This is a genomic window from Paenarthrobacter sp. YJN-5 (assembly GCF_015040095.1).
Classification (GTDB): Bacteria; Actinomycetota; Actinomycetes; order Actinomycetales; family Micrococcaceae; genus Arthrobacter; species Arthrobacter ureafaciens.
On the sequence record NZ_CP053544.1, the window covers coordinates 1,311,139 to 1,328,053 of the forward strand.

Annotated in this window: 18 protein-coding genes; 12 read left to right on the forward strand and 6 right to left on the reverse strand. The window is 62.4% G+C overall.

Annotated elements, in window-relative coordinates; all coding sequences use genetic code 11:
* From HMI59_RS06225 to map, 4 genes are read left to right on the forward strand one after another with little or no spacing between them, the layout of a single operon-like run.
* Entirely contained in the window at positions 1–1,182 is a 1,182-nt protein-coding gene (locus HMI59_RS06225) for a cytochrome P450 (protein WP_193593140.1), read from the forward strand.
* Complete coding sequence (locus HMI59_RS06230) at positions 1,172–2,944, forward strand: class I adenylate-forming enzyme family protein (protein WP_193593141.1); 1,773 nt, start codon at positions 1,172–1,174, stop codon at positions 2,942–2,944. The genes HMI59_RS06225 and HMI59_RS06230 overlap by 11 nt, the downstream gene beginning before the upstream one ends.
* Positions 2,941–3,852, forward strand: a complete 912-nt coding sequence (locus HMI59_RS06235; RefSeq protein WP_193593142.1) for an NAD(P)-dependent oxidoreductase — start codon at positions 2,941–2,943, stop codon at positions 3,850–3,852. Before HMI59_RS06230 ends, HMI59_RS06235 begins: the two co-directional genes overlap by 4 nt.
* A 31-nt stretch (positions 3,853–3,883) precedes the next feature.
* Positions 3,884–4,711, forward strand: a complete 828-nt coding sequence (map, locus tag HMI59_RS06240) for a type I methionyl aminopeptidase (protein WP_193593143.1) — start codon at positions 3,884–3,886, stop codon at positions 4,709–4,711.
* 102 nt (positions 4,712–4,813) lie between these two features.
* Here the strand turns inward: map and HMI59_RS06245 are convergent, their stop codons facing one another.
* Genes HMI59_RS06245 through HMI59_RS06255 form a run of 3 tightly spaced genes read right to left on the reverse strand, consistent with a single transcriptional unit; the run spans position 4,814 to position 8,057 of the window.
* Entirely contained in the window at positions 4,814–6,160 is a 1,347-nt protein-coding gene (locus tag HMI59_RS06245) for an ABC transporter substrate-binding protein (RefSeq protein WP_193593144.1), read from the reverse strand.
* Between the two features lie 53 nt (positions 6,161–6,213).
* On the reverse strand, positions 6,214–7,158 hold the full coding sequence (locus tag HMI59_RS06250; RefSeq protein WP_193593145.1) for a carbohydrate ABC transporter permease: 945 nt from the start codon (positions 7,156–7,158) through the stop codon (positions 6,214–6,216).
* Complete coding sequence (locus HMI59_RS06255) at positions 7,155–8,057, reverse strand: carbohydrate ABC transporter permease (RefSeq protein ID WP_193593146.1); 903 nt, start codon at positions 8,055–8,057, stop codon at positions 7,155–7,157. The genes HMI59_RS06250 and HMI59_RS06255 overlap by 4 nt, the downstream gene beginning before the upstream one ends.
* Before the next feature lie 224 nt (positions 8,058–8,281).
* Between HMI59_RS06255 and HMI59_RS06260 the strand changes: the two genes are divergently transcribed.
* The 8 genes from HMI59_RS06260 (at position 8,282) to HMI59_RS06295 (ending at position 13,526) form a co-directional block, all read left to right on the forward strand.
* Complete coding sequence (locus HMI59_RS06260) at positions 8,282–9,214, forward strand: P1 family peptidase (RefSeq protein ID WP_193593147.1); 933 nt, start codon at positions 8,282–8,284, stop codon at positions 9,212–9,214.
* A 195-nt stretch (positions 9,215–9,409) separates the two neighbouring features.
* Positions 9,410–9,631 carry a translation initiation factor IF-1 gene (gene infA, locus HMI59_RS06265; RefSeq protein ID WP_011775571.1) on the forward strand — a complete coding sequence of 74 codons (222 nt, stop codon included), beginning with the start codon at positions 9,410–9,412 and terminating at the stop codon, positions 9,629–9,631.
* Between the two features lie 70 nt (positions 9,632–9,701).
* Entirely contained in the window at positions 9,702–9,815 is a 114-nt protein-coding gene (rpmJ, locus tag HMI59_RS06270; RefSeq protein ID WP_011775570.1) for a 50S ribosomal protein L36, read from the forward strand.
* A gap of 194 nt (positions 9,816–10,009) precedes the next feature.
* Positions 10,010–10,387, forward strand: coding sequence for a 30S ribosomal protein S13 (gene rpsM, locus HMI59_RS06275; RefSeq protein ID WP_021472434.1), 378 nt, complete (start codon positions 10,010–10,012; stop codon positions 10,385–10,387).
* 51 nt (positions 10,388–10,438) lie between these two features.
* Positions 10,439–10,840 (forward strand): 30S ribosomal protein S11, encoded by a 402-nt coding sequence (rpsK, locus tag HMI59_RS06280; protein ID WP_021472435.1) that lies wholly within the window; start codon positions 10,439–10,441, stop codon positions 10,838–10,840.
* Between the two features lie 137 nt (positions 10,841–10,977).
* On the forward strand, positions 10,978–11,988 hold the full coding sequence (locus tag HMI59_RS06285) for a DNA-directed RNA polymerase subunit alpha (protein WP_021472436.1): 1,011 nt from the start codon (positions 10,978–10,980) through the stop codon (positions 11,986–11,988).
* 66 nt (positions 11,989–12,054) lie between these two features.
* Positions 12,055–12,615, forward strand: a complete 561-nt coding sequence (gene rplQ, locus HMI59_RS06290; RefSeq protein ID WP_193593148.1) for a 50S ribosomal protein L17 — start codon at positions 12,055–12,057, stop codon at positions 12,613–12,615.
* 20 nt (positions 12,616–12,635) lie between these two features.
* The gene (locus HMI59_RS06295) at positions 12,636–13,526 is read left to right on the forward strand and encodes a tRNA pseudouridine(38-40) synthase TruA (RefSeq protein ID WP_071416230.1); all 891 of its coding nucleotides are present in this window, start codon (positions 12,636–12,638) and stop codon (positions 13,524–13,526) included.
* A 130-nt stretch (positions 13,527–13,656) separates the two neighbouring features.
* Here the strand turns inward: HMI59_RS06295 and HMI59_RS06300 are convergent, their stop codons facing one another.
* The 3 genes from HMI59_RS06300 to HMI59_RS06310 are packed head-to-tail and all read right to left on the reverse strand — an operon-like array spanning position 13,657 to position 16,808.
* Complete coding sequence (locus HMI59_RS06300) at positions 13,657–14,535, reverse strand: type II secretion system F family protein (protein WP_193593149.1); 879 nt, start codon at positions 14,533–14,535, stop codon at positions 13,657–13,659.
* Between the two features lie 9 nt (positions 14,536–14,544).
* Positions 14,545–15,486 (reverse strand): type II secretion system F family protein, encoded by a 942-nt coding sequence (locus tag HMI59_RS06305; RefSeq protein ID WP_193593150.1) that lies wholly within the window; start codon positions 15,484–15,486, stop codon positions 14,545–14,547.
* 2 nt (positions 15,487–15,488) lie between these two features.
* The gene (locus HMI59_RS06310; RefSeq protein WP_227471547.1) at positions 15,489–16,808 is read right to left on the reverse strand and encodes a CpaF family protein; all 1,320 of its coding nucleotides are present in this window, start codon (positions 16,806–16,808) and stop codon (positions 15,489–15,491) included.
* Positions 16,809–16,915: the final 107 nt, after the last annotated feature.

Genomic DNA, 16,915 nt, shown 5'->3' on the forward strand with positions numbered 1-16,915 from the left:
ATGTCAGTTGCAACCGCTGAGCGCTGGGAACGGCGCGTCCACCTCGGAGCGCATCCCTTGCTGTACCCGACCATCCGATCGCTGGGCGCCGCGAAACCGGTGATGAGGATCCCGGGGCTGGGTGTCCTGGTCAGTGAAGCACGGTTGGTGCGTGATGTGCTGTTGGACGGTGAACGCTTCGTAAAGAACGGGCCCTCTGCCTCCGGAGGTCTTTGGACTCCGGTCGTAGGCCCGAAGGCACTGGTCAACATGGACGGCGCAGAGCATCGCGAGCTAAGGCGGAAGCTCGCTGACTTGTTCACTCCGGCCTCGGTGGCGGAAATCGTCCAACCGGCATCCGTTGCGTTGAAGGTCCGCGTTGAGCACGACTTGGACGGGCCGGGACGGGTGGACCTGGTGGACTGCGTCAAGGAACTGGCGGGCGGCGTCATCTCACGGTTGCTGGGCGTTCCGGACCATGCTCCGGGCAGACTGCCGAACAAGGAACTCTTCGATTTAGGGTCCTCCATCTCATCCTTGGTTCGTTTAGGTCGCCCAACCCTGACGCCGGAGCAGGCTGCCAAGGGGAGGGCCGCCGTCGAGGTTCTCGCAGGACCTGCCCGAAGCGCCTACCGCGAGGGAGACCCTGAAACCTTCCCGGGTCGGCTCCGCGGGCTGGGCATGAGCGAAGACGAAGCGATGGGCATCATCAGTGCCTTCGTGATGGTGGGAACGGAAACGCTCGTGTCATTCGTGCCCCGGCTGGTGGCGTTGCTTGCCGATACCGGACGCGTCGAGGAACTGGTTGCGGACAGGTCGGGAATGGGGGCAGCCGTGAACGAGTCCTTGAGGTTCACGGTGCCGTCGCCCATGATGCTGCGAAACGCCGTTGCCCCCGGGAACATCGGAGGAACGGCTGTGCGCACCGGGGACCGGATCCTGTTGTCCACCATCCATGCTGCCAAGAGCCTGGGTGGTTTCAACCCGGGGGAACCCATCCCGGCCCAAGCGCGCCAGTTGTGGTTCGGGGCAGGACCACATTTCTGCATCGGCATGCCGCTGGCCATGGCGGAGATCACTGCAACCTTGGAGGTTCTCCTGGACAGATTTGCGCAGAGGCCGTGGGCCATCGCCTCCCGGGCGGTCAGCACGCGTGTGCTGATTCCGGGCTACCGGAAGCTGGAGCTCGCCAATGCCCTCTGAAATCACCGGCGGGCAGGACAGCCCTGACCTCATTGCCGCCGTCTACGCGGCGGCTGAACGTGTCCCGGACAATCCCGCCATCACAGCTCCGGGCAGGACCAGGAATCGGCCCGGCGGCAAGGTGTCAGTGAGGCCCGGTCCGACCATCACCTACCGGCAGCTGATGGAAGGCATCGAAGCAACGTCGGTGCGCCTGCAGGCCGACGGCTTTGGCAAGGGTGAAAGGATGCTCTTCTCGGTAAGGCCGAGTCCGGCCGCGTTCATCCTCGCGTTGGGTGCCGTCCGGGCCGGAGGGTCGGTGGTGTTCATTGACCCCGGCATCGGTCCTTCGTTGTTCCGGGACAGGGCGGAGCTGGCCGCGCCGGGTTGGGCGGCTGCCGAATCGCTTCTCTACGCAGTGAGTACCAGGAGCCCCATCCGCCCCCTGGCACGTCGGCGTGGCCTGCTCCTGCCCGATTACGGCGCGATGGACGTCCGCCACTACTATTCGGGACCTTGGATGCCGGGGGTGCCCCGGGGAGCTACCCCGGTGAAGACGCTGAGACGTCCCCTGACTACTGGCACCACCAAGGGACAGCCCGGGCACCATCCCGCCCAGGAAGCGGTGATCATCTTCACCTCCGGAACCACGGGAGCACCGAAGGGTGTTGTCCATACCCGCGGTTCCTTGGCTGCCGGTTTCCAGCAGTTGAGCACCAAATGCACCTTCAGCGACGGGGACCGTATCCACTCGGAGCAGCTCATGATGGGCCTGCCGGCCTTGATCGCCGGGGCGCACTGGACAATGCCCTCGTACGGCTTTTCGGCGCACATCGACCCCCTTCGGTTGGCCGGCGAACTTGGGCCGGTCGCCGGGAAAAGGTCAACGTACGACGGCGCCACTCACCTTTTCCTGGTGCCGTCGCAGCTGGCGCCCATCCTCGACGGGATTGAGCGTGGGGAGGTCACGTTTCCGAAGACCTTGGGAACTGTGATGCTGGGAGCGGCCCCCGTTCTGGCACCTTTTCTGGAGCGGGCCATGCGGGTCTTGCCCGATGTGGACTTCAAGCTCATTTACGGAATGACCGAGCTTCTGCCCATAGCAATAGCGGACGGCAGGGAGAAGCTTGCCTTCGCCTCCGGAGCTGACGCCGGGCACCTCACACAGGATGGCCGTGGTGAGGGCGACTTCCTCGGGGAACCGCTGCCCGCCGTCGAAATCCGCCTCGGTGAGGACCACGAACTGTTCGCCCGCGGGCCCAACATGTGCCACGGCTATTTGGGCCAGGACCCAATGATCGAACACGCGACGGGAGACTTGGTGAGGCTCGACTACGGGGCGGGGGCACGGGGCGCGTCCACCAGCTCCAGGGCACGGGGTGCGTCCACCAGCTCCGGGGCGCGGCCACGGCTGGTGATGATCGGACGCAAGAAGGACATGATCATCCGGGGCAAGACCAACATCTACCCCGCTTTGTATGAACCCGTCATCGCCGGCGTGGCGGGTGTCGCTGAAGCGGCGATGGTAGGTGTTCCGGACGGCATCGGTGACGAATCCGTGTGGCTGGCGGTTGTGCCGCGGGCCGGTCAGTCGGCCGCGGCTCTGAAGGCCCGGCTCGGCCAGGAGCTACCGCGACTCATCGACGAATCGGCACTCCCGGACCGCATCGAAGTCCTGGACAATATGCCGGTCAGCGGGCGGCACCGGAAGCCGGATCGTGAAGCGCTCAGGCAGCAGTTCGGAGCGGTTATAGACGCAGCGGCTCTGGTGGGCCCGGCATGAAGATCGCCGTTACGGGTGCCACGGGTTTCGTCGGGGGAGCGATCGCCCGGGCCGCTGAAGTCAAGGGATGGGAGGTTGTAAGGTTCGCGCGTCGCCGGGACCCGGGCTATGCATACTGGGACCTCGCGGACCGTCCGCCAGCGCGCCTGCCGGAGGTTGACGCCGTCGTGCATGCCGGTGCCCACGTCGCGGACTGGGGCGACCCCCGGATGTTTCACCGGGTCAATGTCCTGGGGACGCGGGCCCTCAGCGAGGCCTATGCGCGGACGCGCCTGGTCCATATCTCAAGTTCCAGCGTCTACCCCTGGTGGGAGTCCTGCGTGAACCGCGTTGAGGAAGAGGTCGCGTCCAAGCACCTGAACGCCTACGGGCGCAGCAAGGCGCTGGCCGACATCGAAGCACGCAAGCACGGCAACGCCTTGTCCCTCCGGCCACACGGAGTCTACGGCCAAGGCGACCGGACGCTGTTGCCACGGCTCATCGGCAACATCCGGCGCGGACGGCTCCTCAGCGTCGGGCGTCCCACCGTGAGGCATCAGCTGACGCATATCGACAATTTGACTACCGCCGCGCTCGCAGCCTGCGGGTCCGAACTCCGCGGGGCCGTAAATGTGGCTGATGCGGAGCCTGTGGAGCTCGGTTCAGTGCTGCGTGAGGTCCTTGACGTGACGGGCCACCCGCACACGGGCATCCGGTATATTCCGGAGGCCGTGGCGATGGCCGTGGCCGGCTTTTTCGAAGCTGCTGCCATGGCAACGGGGACTCCGCCGCGGCTGACCCGCTATGCCGTGAGCCAACTCGGGCGGGAGCGCACCTATTGCTTGGACAGGCTTCGCGAGGGGCTTGGGGTCGAACCAATTTCGACCACGCTCTCGGATGCGCGAAAATGGTTGGAGCACGGGGCCTGATCGGCGCTCGTGGGAACATCCAGAGGAGAACATGGCGTTCGGTCAGCCCCGCATTGAATACAAGTCCAACCAGCAGATGCGCAAGATGCACGAGGCAGGACTGGTCCTTAGCCGTGCCCTTGACGCAGCGGTTGCAGCAGCCAAGGCAGGTGTCACCACCAAGGACCTCGATGACGTCTTTGCTGCCGTCCTCAACGATGCCGGCGCCAAGTCCAACTTCCTCGGATACCACGGCTTCCCGGCAACCATCTGCACCTCGGTCAACGAGGAAGTCGTCCACGGAATCCCCGGCAACAGGGTCCTGGAAGACGGGGACATCATCTCGATCGACGGCGGCTGCATCGTGGACGGCTGGCACTCGGACTCGGCCCGCACCGTGATCGTTGGAAACGCTGACCCCGAGGACCAGCGGCTTTCCGATGTCACCGAGGCCGCCATGTGGCACGGCATCGCCGGTCTGGCCAAGGGCAAGTTCGTGGGAGACATCGGCAATGCGATCGATGACTACGTGTCCTCAGTGCCAGGCAAGCCCCTCGGGATCCTTGAGGATTACGTCGGCCACGGGATTGGTTCCGAGATGCACATGGCCCCGGATGTCCTGAACTACCGCACCAGCCACCGTGGCCCTAAGATCCGGCCCGGCCTGTGCCTGGCCATCGAACCGATGCTGGTGCGCGGAGGCATTGAAACGGCGACCCTGGATGACGACTGGACCGTAGTCACCACCGACGGCAAGCGCTCGTGCCAGTGGGAGCACTCCGTTGCCGTCCATGAAAAGGGCATTTGGGTCCTGTCCTCGCCGGACGGCGGGGCAGCCAACCTTGCGCCGCTCGGCGTCGTGCCGGTACCCATCCCCTGACTTTCCCTGCTGGTGTCAACCGGCCTGGCGTTGCCATAACAAAGAGTCAAAAGGAAGTGCGGGGCTGCCCATGCAACCCCGCACTTCCTTTTCCCAAGGGTTTCAGCCCTTCAGCTTGGGCTTGACGTCCTTGGTGTAGATGCCCTCGAGCGTCTTCTTCAACTCGGTCATCGTTGCTTTGACGTCACCCTGCTGGGTGAGGATCTTGGCTGCCGCCTTGGCCATTTCCTGGTCGGCGCCGGGAAGGAACACCCGGGCGTTGTCCTGGACACGGGTGACAGCGAGCTGGTCCATGGCCGTCTTGATCTGGGGCGTGGCGGCCAGTACAGCTGACATGTCGGCGGACAGGCGCGTGGGCATGTAACCCGTTGCGGCCGAGAAGGCGGCCGTGTTTTCCGGCTCCGTCATGAACTTGAGGAACGTCGCGGCTGCGAGCTGCTCCTCTTTGCTGATACCGCTCGGAATGCCCAACCCGGCGCCACCGGTAGGACAGACTTCGGTGGTTGCCTCGGGACCGCCCGGCAGGAAGCCGACTCCCACGTTGAACTTGGCTGCTTTCAGGACGCCCAGCAGGGAACCCGTGGAGGAAATGGTTGCCGAGGTGATGCCGGCGGCGAAGTCGTCTGCGGCCTCCTTGGAGGAAACGCCTGCCCAACCGTCCCTATAGATCGAGTCCTGGGCCCACTGCAGCGCGGCAACCGACTTGTCCGAATCGCACGTGATTTCCCAGTCCTTGGACCAGTTGCCGCCCCAGCCCCAGAGGTTGTTCTGCAAGGTCCAGCCCGCGTAGCCGGCCAGCGCGGGATAAATGTAGGCGTACTGCGCGCCGGAGGAGGCTTTCAGCTTGGGAGCCCACTCGGCGAATTCCTGCCACGTTGCCGGAGCCCGGTCGGGAAGGCCTGCGGCCTTGAAGTGGTCTTTGTTGTAGTAGAAAAGCGGGGTGGAGCGGCCGTATGGCAGGGCCCACTGCTGGTTGTCGTACTTGTAGTCGTCAACCAGGGACTTCTGGAAGTCGTCGAGCTGGATGTCCAGCTGCTTCACCAGATTGTCGATCGGGATGATGCTGCCGTTGGAGAAGTACCGGAACCACCACACATCGGAGAGGACAACCAGGCCGGGAAGTCCGGTCTTGGCGGCTTGGGAAGTCTGGAACTTCTGCGCAATTTCCTCATAGTTGGCGCCTGCGGTCACCAGGTTCACCTTGATGTCGGGGAACTGTGCCTGGAACTTGCTGATGATGGCCTTTTCCACGTCTTGGGACTTGCCCGGGTGGTTGGTCCAGAAATCGAACGAGGCGGCCGGCTTGACGTTGGTGAAGTCGACGGCAGCAGATTCGACGGCGGTCCCCGGACCCGCGGTGGATGGCCCGCCGCAGGCAGTTAATGCCGCGGCCCCGGCACCCAGGCCTGCGAGGCCAAGGAAATGCCGACGGTCAAGATTGGTGCGCATGGTGCTTCCTCTCACTTACTTCCTACGATGCGAATTGGTGTGGCCGGGGAATGTCAGCCTGTGACGCTGCCTTGGGTGAGGCCGGCGACGATGTAGCGCTGCAGTGCGGCGAAAACCAGCAGGATGGGGACGATCACCAGAACCGCGCCCGCCATGAGGATTCCCCAGCCGGCCCCGTTTCCTTCGGAGTTTTGGAGCAGGGTGAGGCCTACCGGCAGCGTCATGGTTTCCGGTCGATCGGTGATGATGAGCGGCCAGATGTAGTCATTCCATTCACTGACCACGGTCACCAGGGCAACGGTGGCCACAGAGGGCAGGGAAACCGGAACGATGATTTGCCACAACCGCCGCCAATGCCCGGCGCCGTCGATTTCTGCGGCTTCAAGGATGGATGGCGGAAGGGTCAGGAAGTGCTGGCGGAGAAGGAACGTGCCGAACGCTGTTCCCAGGCCCGGAAGGATGATGCCCCACAGGGTGTTCTTTCCGCCCATGCCTGCGACCAGGATGTAGTTGGGCAGGATGGACACTTGGGCCGGCACCATGAGGGCCACCAGGATCAGCACGAAGATCACGTTCTTGAACGGAAACCGGACGAACACCAGGGCGTAGGCAGTCAGAATGGCAAGGACCACCTTGATGGTGGAGCCGACGGTGGTAACGACCAGGCTGTTGGCGAAGAACTGCGCGAACGGGACCGTGGTCATCGCCGTGGCGTAGTTCTCCAGATTCAAGGAGTCCGGAAGGATCTTCAGGTCGGTTGTGACGATCTCGCCGGGTTGCTTGAAGGAGCTGAGCACCATCCACAACAGGGGCAGGAACACCACCAACGTGGTGAGGACCAGCGGGACGTAGCCGGCGGCAAACGTTTGGATTAGGTTCGTCCTGGACAACGGCCGGGGCACGGGTTGCGGCTCGTGGGGCTGTGGCGTGCGGGGTTGCGGCTCGTTGTGCTGCGGTTCGTTGGAAGGCACGACGGCGGCGGGAGACTGGGCGCTCATGAGTAGTGGACCTTTCGCTCAACAAAGCGCAGTTGGAGGACCGTAATGACCAGGAGGACGGCGAAGAGCACCACGGAGATGGCTGCCGAGTAGCCAGCCCGGTTATAGGCGCCGAACGCCTGGAGGTAGGCCTCGTAAATCAAGGTGCTGGTCCCGTTTCCGAGTGGTGTCATGATGCGGATCAGGTCGAAGGCCTGCAGGGAACTGAGCATGGTGGTGATCAGCAGGAAGAACGTGGTGGGGGACAGCAGCGGAACCGAGATGTTGAAGAACCGGCGCACGTTGTTGGCGCCGTCCAGTGCAGCGGCTTCCATGACCTCCCGTGGCAGGGACTGCAGCCCGGCGAGGTAGACCACGGCGCAGTAGCCCAGGTTCTTCCAGACGTAGACGATCATCACCATCACCAATGACAACTGCGGATCGTTCATCCACTGCGGGCTCTGCTGCCCCAGGCCACGGAGGATCCAGGCCAGGACGCCGTAGCCGGGGTCGAAGATGAAAAGCCATACCAATCCGACGCCGACGCCGGAGAGCACGTACGGTGCGAAGACCACTGACCGGGCAAACGTGGTGCCCCTGACTTTGGAATTCAGCGCCAGGGCGACAAGCAGCCCCAGGATCATGGAGCCACCCACGGTGACGACCGTGAAGACCGCCGTGGTGCCCAGGACCTTCGGAGCGTCCTCGCCGGTGAAGAACGTGACGTAGTTCTGCAGGCCCACCACAGTGGCCGAGGCCGAACCGAGCGTCCAGTCCAGCGTGGAGTAGTAGATGTTGTTGATGAGCGGCCAGTAGGTGAAGGTGGCGATCAGGGCCAGGTTCGGCAGTGCCATGGCAAGGAATACGACGAAATCCTTGCGGCTGCGGCCGGACCAGTTGTTTACGAGTCGGGTAGTCATGGATCACTTACGTTGTGAGGCGGGTTATTCGTGCCGGGCCCGGACCGGGGCGGCGGAGACAGCCCTAGCTCACCACGCCGAATAGCCCGCAATGAGCCAAACGGGGACATTCAAGCGATAGTTGGCTAACTTTTACGGGCCTGTTTACGGATAGTTCCCGCAGTGTTCTTACGTGAGGTCGGGCTACCAGTTGGAGTGCGACGCTGCGGGTGGAGAATGGAGCCATGGGTCAGATAACCGACGTTCCCGGCATCCGCGTAGGGCAGGTACAAAAGATCGGCGACGGATGGCTGACCGGCGTGACTGTGGTTCTTCCGCCTCCGGGAACCGTGGGTTCGGTGGACGTGCGTGGTGGTGGACCCGGCACGCACGAGACTGACGCCTTGGATCCCACCACATTGGTGCCCACTGTGGATGCCGTGGTCCTCACCGGTGGGAGCGCATTCGGGCTGGTATCGGCGTATGGGGCGCAGCGTTGGTGCGAGGAACAAGGGAGGGGATTCTCCGTCCCGGGCACCGTGGTGCCAATCGTTCCCGCTGCGGCGATCTTCGACCTCGGGCGCGGCGGTGACGTGCATGCCCGGCCCGACGCGGACATGGGCTACCAGGCAGCTGCCGCAGCTTTCGCCTCAGGCGACCATGCCGCCGTCGGGCGCGGAAACGTTGGCGCCGGTACCGGAGCCGTAGTTGCCCGCGGACAGTACAAAGGCGGCGTGGGGACGGCGTCGATCACGCTGGATGGGGGAGTCGTGGTTGGTGCCTTGGCGGTGGTCAATGCTTTGGGCGCGCCGGTGGGGGCAGGCCCGGTTGTGCAGGGCCACCAGGGCGGGCTGAACACCACGCTCGTCGTCATCGCCACGAACGCGGTCCTGGACGTCGCCGAGTGCAAGCGGACAGCCAACAGCGGACATGCCGGGCTCGCGCGCGCCGTGGACCCCTCCCACACCCTCGCCGACGGTGACACTGTTTTCGCGTTGGCGACCGGCGCCGTCGGGCTTGACCGCAGCACCGAACAGGCGCGGCAGGTTTCGCTGATCACGCTGCAAAGCGCGGCGGCGGAAGCTGTCCGGATGGCAGTCCTTGATGGCGTCCTTGCGGCCGAAGGCATCACGACGGCGGCAGGTACCTTCCCTGCATACAACGCTGCCGGGGAGTGACGCGCCGGAGTTGTTGCGCTACCATGGCGGATTTAACTTTCCCGCCTTTGTGGCGTAAAGTTGTCTGTTGGTTGTCTGTACCGTCACGCCCTTTTTGGTGTGGTGGTTCCAAGAAGACCAAAGCAAACAAAAAACGTCCGCTGGATCGCCGGTGCCTAACCGGAGGACTGCGGCAAACAACAGTTAGCGGAGGATATGGCCAAGAAGGACGGGGTCATTGAGATCGAGGGCGTTGTGACTGAGGCGCTGCCCAACGCGATGTTTCGTGTTGAGCTCACCAACAAGCACGTCGTTCTCGCACACATCTCTGGGAAGATGCGTCAGCACTACATTCGAATCCTCCCCGAGGACCGCGTAGTGGTGGAGCTGAGCCCATACGACCTCACACGTGGTCGTATCGTCTACCGCTACAAGTAAATTGCTGGGCGACTGAGGCTATGCCTGGGCCGCTCCAGCAGATCAACTGCAAAACACGCAAAGGAACGCCATGAAGGTCAAGCCGAGCGTCAAGCAGATCTGCGACAAGTGCAAAGTGATCCGCCGTAACGGCCGGGTCATGGTGATCTGCGAGAACCCGCGCCACAAGCAGCGCCAGGGCTAATTCCCCGCAAGGGAATCAGCGCCCGCGAGGGCAAACCTGGGTTGCTACCCACGCAAGTAAATAAAGGCAGCACAAGCTGACCCGGGACGCTTTACAGAGCCCGGACAGCGTACCCCCGGTCGGAGGCTGGGGCCGCACTGACAGTGCGGGTGTACTGCCTACGACCTCCGGTTTATTCAAGGAGTACCGCCACTATGGCTCGTCTCGCTGGCGTAGACATTCCCCGCGAAAAGCGGTTGGAAATTGCGCTTACTTACATCTACGGCGTGGGCAAGACCCGTGCACACGAAACCCTGGCTGCCACCGGCATCAGCCCTGACGTCCGCGTCAAGGACCTGACCGACGCCGAGCTGGTCCAGCTGCGTGACTACATTGAAGGCAACTACAAGGTTGAGGGTGACCTTCGCCGCGAGGTAGCCGCTGACATCCGCCGCAAGGTTGAGATCGGCAGCTACGAAGGCCTGCGCCACCGCAAGGGCCTGCCCGTACGCGGTCAGCGTACGAAGACCAACGCTCGTACCCGCAAGGGCCCGAAGCGCACCGTCGCCGGCAAGAAGAAGGCCGGACGTTAATCCCTCGGGATTGACCTGGTTTTCCCCCGATAACTTTCTGTAGGAGAAATAATGCCCCCGAAGACTCGTGGAGCGGTTCGTAAGCCGCGTCGCAAGGATAAGAAGAATATTGCGCTTGGACAGGCGCACATCAAGAGCACCTTCAACAACACCATCGTGTCCATCACGGACCCGACCGGTGCTGTGATCTCCTGGGCTTCCGCCGGTGAGGTTGGATTCAAGGGCTCCCGTAAGTCCACCCCGTTCGCCGCCCAGATGGCTGCTGAAGCTGCTGCAAAGCGCGCTCAGGAGCACGGTCTGCGCAAGGTTGACGTTTTTGTCAAGGGCCCGGGTTCGGGACGCGAAACCGCAATCCGTTCGCTTCAGGCTGCTGGCCTCGAGGTTGGCTCCATCCAGGACGTCACCCCCAGCGCCCACAACGGTTGCCGCCCGCCGAAGCGCCGCCGCGTCTAATTAGGTTGCACCTGCCTGACGGCCGGGCCTGCTTGTGAATCCACAAGCATGGTCCGGCTGGTCAGGCTGGAAACCGAAGCCGATTTCCACCACCTGTGTTGCGTCATATAGCGGATGCTCGCCGAAAGGAAACCTAAGTGCTCATTGCACAGCGCCCCACCCTGTCTGAAGAAGTTGTAGCCGAGAACCGCTCCCGTTTCATTATTGAACCGCTGGAGCCGGGCTTCGGTTACACCCTCGGAAACTCCCTCCGCCGTACCCTGCTCTCCTCCATCCCCGGTGCTGCTGTAACCAGCATCCGGATCGATGGCGTGCTGCACGAGTTCACCACGGTTCCGGGTGTCAAGGAAGATGTCACCGAGATCATCCTGAACATCAAGAACCTTTCGGTTTCCTCCGAGCACGATGAGCCGGTTGTTGCGTACCTGCGCAAGCAGGGCCCCGGAGTCGTCACCGCCGCGGACATCGCTCCGCCGGCCGGCGTCGAATTCCACAACCCGGATCTGCACATTGCCACTCTGAACTCGAAGGGCAAGTTCGAACTCGAACTGACCATCGAGCGCGGCCGTGGCTACGTTTCGGCAGCTCAGAACAAGTCCGGCGACTCCGAGATCGGCCGTATCCCGGTCGACTCGATCTACTCGCCTGTCTTGAAGGTAACTTTCCGCGTGGAAGCTACCCGTGTTGAGCAGCGCACCGACTTCGACAAGCTCATTGTCGACGTCGAGACCAAGCAGGCTATCGCTCCGCGTGACGCTGTTGCTTCTGCAGGCACCACCCTGGTGGAACTGTTCGGTCTGGCCCGTGAGCTGAACACCGCAGCTGAAGGTATCGAGATTGGCCCGTCGCCGACTGACGCTGCCCTGGCAGCTGATATGGCTCTGCCGATCGAGGATCTGGACCTCACGGTCCGTTCCTACAACTGCCTCAAGCGTGAGGGCATCCACACCGTGGGTGAACTCGTTGCCCGCTCCGAGGCTGACCTGATGGACATTCGTAACTTCGGTGCGAAGTCCATTGACGAGGTCAAGGCAAAGCTCGTCGAACTGGGTCTGTCCCTCAAGGATTCCCCTCCCGGTTTCGATCTCGCAGCCCGCGCCGCAGCCATCGAAGAGGACGACGCCGCGTTCAGCGACGACGAGCTCTAAAAAGCAGATCTTGGTCGACGGGTCCAGTGATGGACCCGGCCGGCTTACACAACAGGAGAAATAACTATGCCAACCCCCACTAAGGGTCCGCGCCTCGGAGGCGGCCCGGCTCACGAGCGCCTGATGCTCGCGAACCTGGCAGCAGCGCTCTTCGAGCACAAGCGCATCACCACCACGGTTACCAAGGCCAAGCGCCTCAAGCCGTACGCAGAGCGTCTGGTCACCTTCGCCAAGCGTGGCGACCTCGCTTCCCGCCGCCGTGTCCTCGGCCTGATCAGCGACAAGGGCATTGTCCACGAGCTGTTCACCGACATCGCCGGCGCTGTTGCCAACCGTGACGGTGGCTACACCCGTATCACCAAGATCGGCAACCGCAAGGGCGACAACGCTCCCATGGCTGTCATCGAACTGGTTCTCGAGCCCGTTTCCCCCAAGCAGGCTGTAGTTGCTGAAGCAACCGCTGCCGCTGCCAAGGCTGCTCCGGCTGCCGAAGCTCCTGCTGAGGAAGAGGTTGTTGAGACCGAAGCTGCTGAGGCCCCCGATGCTGAAGAGGCTCCGGCTGCTGAAGCTGCCGAGACTGAAGAAGCTCAGACCGAAGAGGCTCCGGCCGATGAGGACAAGAAGTAAATTTCAGTAGACTTGAGTCTATGAACGAACAAAAACCCGCTGCCCCCGTTTCGGAGGGCGGCGGGTTTTTGCGTATCCGGATGGACCTGTCCTACGACGGCGGCCCCTTCAACGGATGGGCGGTCCAGCCCGGACTGTTGACAGTCCAAGGTGCACTGGAGGAGGCACTGGCCCTCCTGGTGCGCAGGCCTGTGCGGGTCACCGTGGCCGGGCGTACGGACGCAGGTGTCCACGCCCGCGGACAGGTGGTTCACATCGACTTCACGTCCGCCGAGTGGCTGGGTTTGACCCGCGGTCACGACGTCGATCCTGCGGTTTCGCTCCAGCGCCGCCTTCGCGGTGCATTGAGCCGCGTGCTCGGGGACCTGACCGGCGCGATCGAAGTGCACGACGCCGGGCTGGCGCCGGAGGGTTTCGACGCCAGGTTCTCTGCGTTGTGGCGTCGTTACAGCTACCGGATTGCCGACGGCACCGAGCGCTGGGATCCTGTGCTGCGGGGGATTACGTTGTGGCACAAAGCGCCGTTGGACGTGTCCCTGATGAACTCAGGTGCGTCACTCTTGCTGGGGTTGCAGGACTTCCGTTCCTACTGCAAACCCCGTGAGGGAGCCACCACCATCCGCGAGCTGCAGCAGTTCTCGTTCTCGCGGGGAGCGGACGGCATCATCGTTGCCACTGTGCAGGCGGATGCCTTCTGCCACAACATGGTGCGCTCCCTAGTGGGATCCACGTTGCGCGTGGGGGAGGGACTTGAGCCTCCGGAGTGGCTGCACGAACGCCTTCTGGAACGGGCGCGTGATCCGAAGTCCTTGCTCGCTGCGCCGCACCCGCTGGTTCTCGAAGAAGTCGCCTACCCCTCGGATGACGAGCTGCTTGCGCGGGCTGAGCTGACGCGGGCCAGACGGGAGTAGTTCCTTCGTTGCTGCTTTCTGGACCTGGGCGTTGGAGGACCCCCTCCCGGCTCTGGGTACCGGAAGGGGGCCATGGTGACCGCCCGTGGTCTGGGATCCGCGGACGGCCGGTCTATTTCCCGCTGGAGCATCAGCTGAATGCTTGGATGATCCTGATCGCGGCGGGCCCCAGAAGGACTATGAACAGCACAGGGAAGATACAGAAGAGCAGAGGAAATAGCACCTTGACAGGCAACTTCATCGCTTTTTCTTCTGCGTTTTGTCGGCGCTTGACGCGCGCTTGCTTGGCTTGGGCACGCAGGACATTCGCGATGCCGATGCCATACTTGTCTGCTTGGATCACGGCGAGAACGAAACTTCTGATGTCCGGCACCGTGCATCGTTCGGCCAAAGCTTCGTAGGCTTCCTGACGGGGTCGGCCCACCTGAATGTCCTGCAAGGTCCTCATAAGCTCCTGTCCAAGGGGGCCGGTTCCGTGTGAGGAGACGCGCTCCATCGCTGCTTCAAACCCCAGGCCAGCTTCGACCGATATGAGCATCTGGTCGAGGGTGTTCGGGAATTCGAGCTTGATGGCTTCCTGCCTTTTGAGGCCCGCGTTGTAGATCAACAGATCGGGAATGAAGTACAGAAGCGCCGTGAGGAACAATCCCAGCGCTACGAGACCGGGACCGGGACTGGTCAGGAAGAGCAAGATTCCACAGAGTGCACCTGCTACTGCAAGCGCAGGTTTGATCGCTATGAGTTTGGTCAGCGGCATCGACGCTGGACGCCCGGCGACGGCGAGCCAATGGTCCAGTTTGGCTTCATAGCTGCCGGGTGTAAGTTTACGTGCAACCCCCAGCAGGACCGGTGGGCGTTGCACGCTGACACCGGAACCTTGGGCAAACCCTGAACCAAGATTGGTCTGGATCGCCACGATGCCTTTGCGATCTATGGTTGCCATTGACCACGCGAGGTAGGCCAGGGGGAGCACGATAATGGCGACGATGAGCCATGCGATGGGAGTCATGACGGCCTCCTAGAACTTGATCTTCACGGTGCGGCTCATCCAGAAACCGCCAATAACAAACATGACGAAACTGAGCACTACCATGACGTTGCCCAACGGATGGTCGACGAACACCTTCACGTAACTCGGATTGATGAACGTCATGGCCACAGCGACCACTACAGGTAAAGCCATGAGGATCAGTGCGGACATCTTTCCTTCCGCGCTGAGGGAACGTATGTGCCCCTTGATTTCGCTGCGCTCCCTAATGGTTCCTCCCACCTGCTCCAGGACCTCTGCAAGATCACCGCCCACTTCGCGGTTTATTTGAATGGCTTGGCCAATCCAACGGAAGTCTTCACTGTCCGTGCGCACAGCTGAGTCTTCCAGAGCTTGTCGCGGATCCTTGCCGATCCTGACCTCATTGACGATTCTCGAGAGCTCCTCGGACGTGGGTTCTTGGGACTCATGGGCAGCCGCTTCGAGGCTTCGCATGATGCTGTGGCCCACGCGAAGCCCGCCAATCAACATCTGGATAGTGTCCGTCAGTTGGGTCTCAAACTTGGCACGGCGTTTGTCCCTCTTGACGACCAGAAGCAACTTTGCTCCGAAAGGTGTGCCGACAGCCAGCAGTACACCCATCACTGGATTGAGGACGAGCCACCCGAAGAAGCCGAAAAGCAGTGAGGCGATTGCAACTACCACGGTGACGTCGGCCGGGGCCTGCTTCACTCCTGCGTTGTACAAGACTTCACGGTTGAAAGGACCCCCGGACTTGCCGAGTGCGGAATCCACCAAGCGAACAGCGGACTCGGAAACACGTCCAACGCCTGACATATCCGGTGAGCTCTCAAGCCTCCGGCGGTCGAGGGGAATGGTGGCCCGTCTTGGTTTCAACACCACGCCCATCAGGACAAAGATGGCGGCAAAACATAATACAATGGCGGCGGCGAAGGTGGCTGGCGAATCCATGGCTACTTCCTTCCAGTCGGGACGGGGAGTACGCCGAATGTCGCCGGTGATACGGAGATTCCCAGCTCCGCGAAACGGTCGAGGAACCGAGGGCGGATACCGGTCGGAACCGCTTTGCCCAGAAAGCGGCCCTGCGCATCCAGTCCGGCCGAATAATCGAAGATAAAAGCATCCTGGAGGGTCACTACGTCTCCTTCCATCCCCTGTACCTCAGTGACGTGCGTGATGCGGCGGCTGCCGTCGCGAAGGCGTGTCACCTGTACGATGACGTCGACGGCGGAGGAGACCTGTTCCCGGATGGCTCGAAGGGGAAGGTCCATTCCAGCCATCAGTACCAGCGTCTCCAACCGCGCAATCGCATCCCTGGGGGAGTTGGCATGGACGGTGGACAGGGATCCATCATGGCCGGTGTTCATCGCCTGCAGCATGTCCAACGACTCACCGCCGCGAACCTCGCCCACAATGATCCGATCGGGACGCATGCGGAGCGAGTTACGCACCAGGTCGCGGATGGTGACGGCACCCTTCCCCTCGATATTTGGCGGCCGGCTTTCCAGACGGACGACGTGCCGCTGTTGAAGCTGCAACTCGACGGCATCTTCGATGGTGACGATGCGGTCAGACGCCGGAATGAATGAAGACAACACGTTCAGGAGTGTCGTCTTTCCCGTGCCCGTGCCGCCTGAGACGATGACGTTCAGTCGAGCGCGGACACAGGCACTCAGCAATTCAGCCATCTCCTGGCTCATGGAGCCCCAGTCGATGAGGTTCCGCACAGTCAATGGCACATGGCTGAACTTCCTGATGGTGAGCGAAGGACCGTTGACCGCGAGCGGGGGAATGATGGCGTTGACGCGGGAGCCGTCTTCCAAGCGTGCGTCCACCAAGGGCGAGGATTCATCGATGCGGCGTCCAACCTTGGAAACAATGCGTTCGATCACCTTCCTCAGATGCTCGTCCGAACTGAATTGCAGTTCCGTCAATGACAGTTGTCCATGCCGTTCCACGTAGATCTGGTCATAGCGGTTGACCATTACCTCGGTGATCGAGGGGTCTTCCAGCAGTCGCTGCAGCGGGCCGAAGCCCATGACTTCATCAGCGATCTCACGGATGAGCCGTCGTCGCTCCTCTGGAGACAGGGGAACCTGTTCGTCGTCAATGACGGCGGAGAGCTCATCCACCGCTAAGGAACGGAGTTCCTCTTCGGAGGTTGACGTATCACCAATTCGGTTGCCCATACGCTCGAACAGCGCAGAGGCCGCACGTTGCTTAAGGCCTGCCAAAGCATCGACGGCAGGGATGGCTGGCGACCCACCCAACATTGGGGCTGCCTCGGGTAACCCTGCGCTCTGGTCCGCGGTAGTGCCGCCAGAGAAATCGGTTCCGACAGGGCTAGCCACGGCCAGCGGGCTATTCCTCGAGAGCCTCT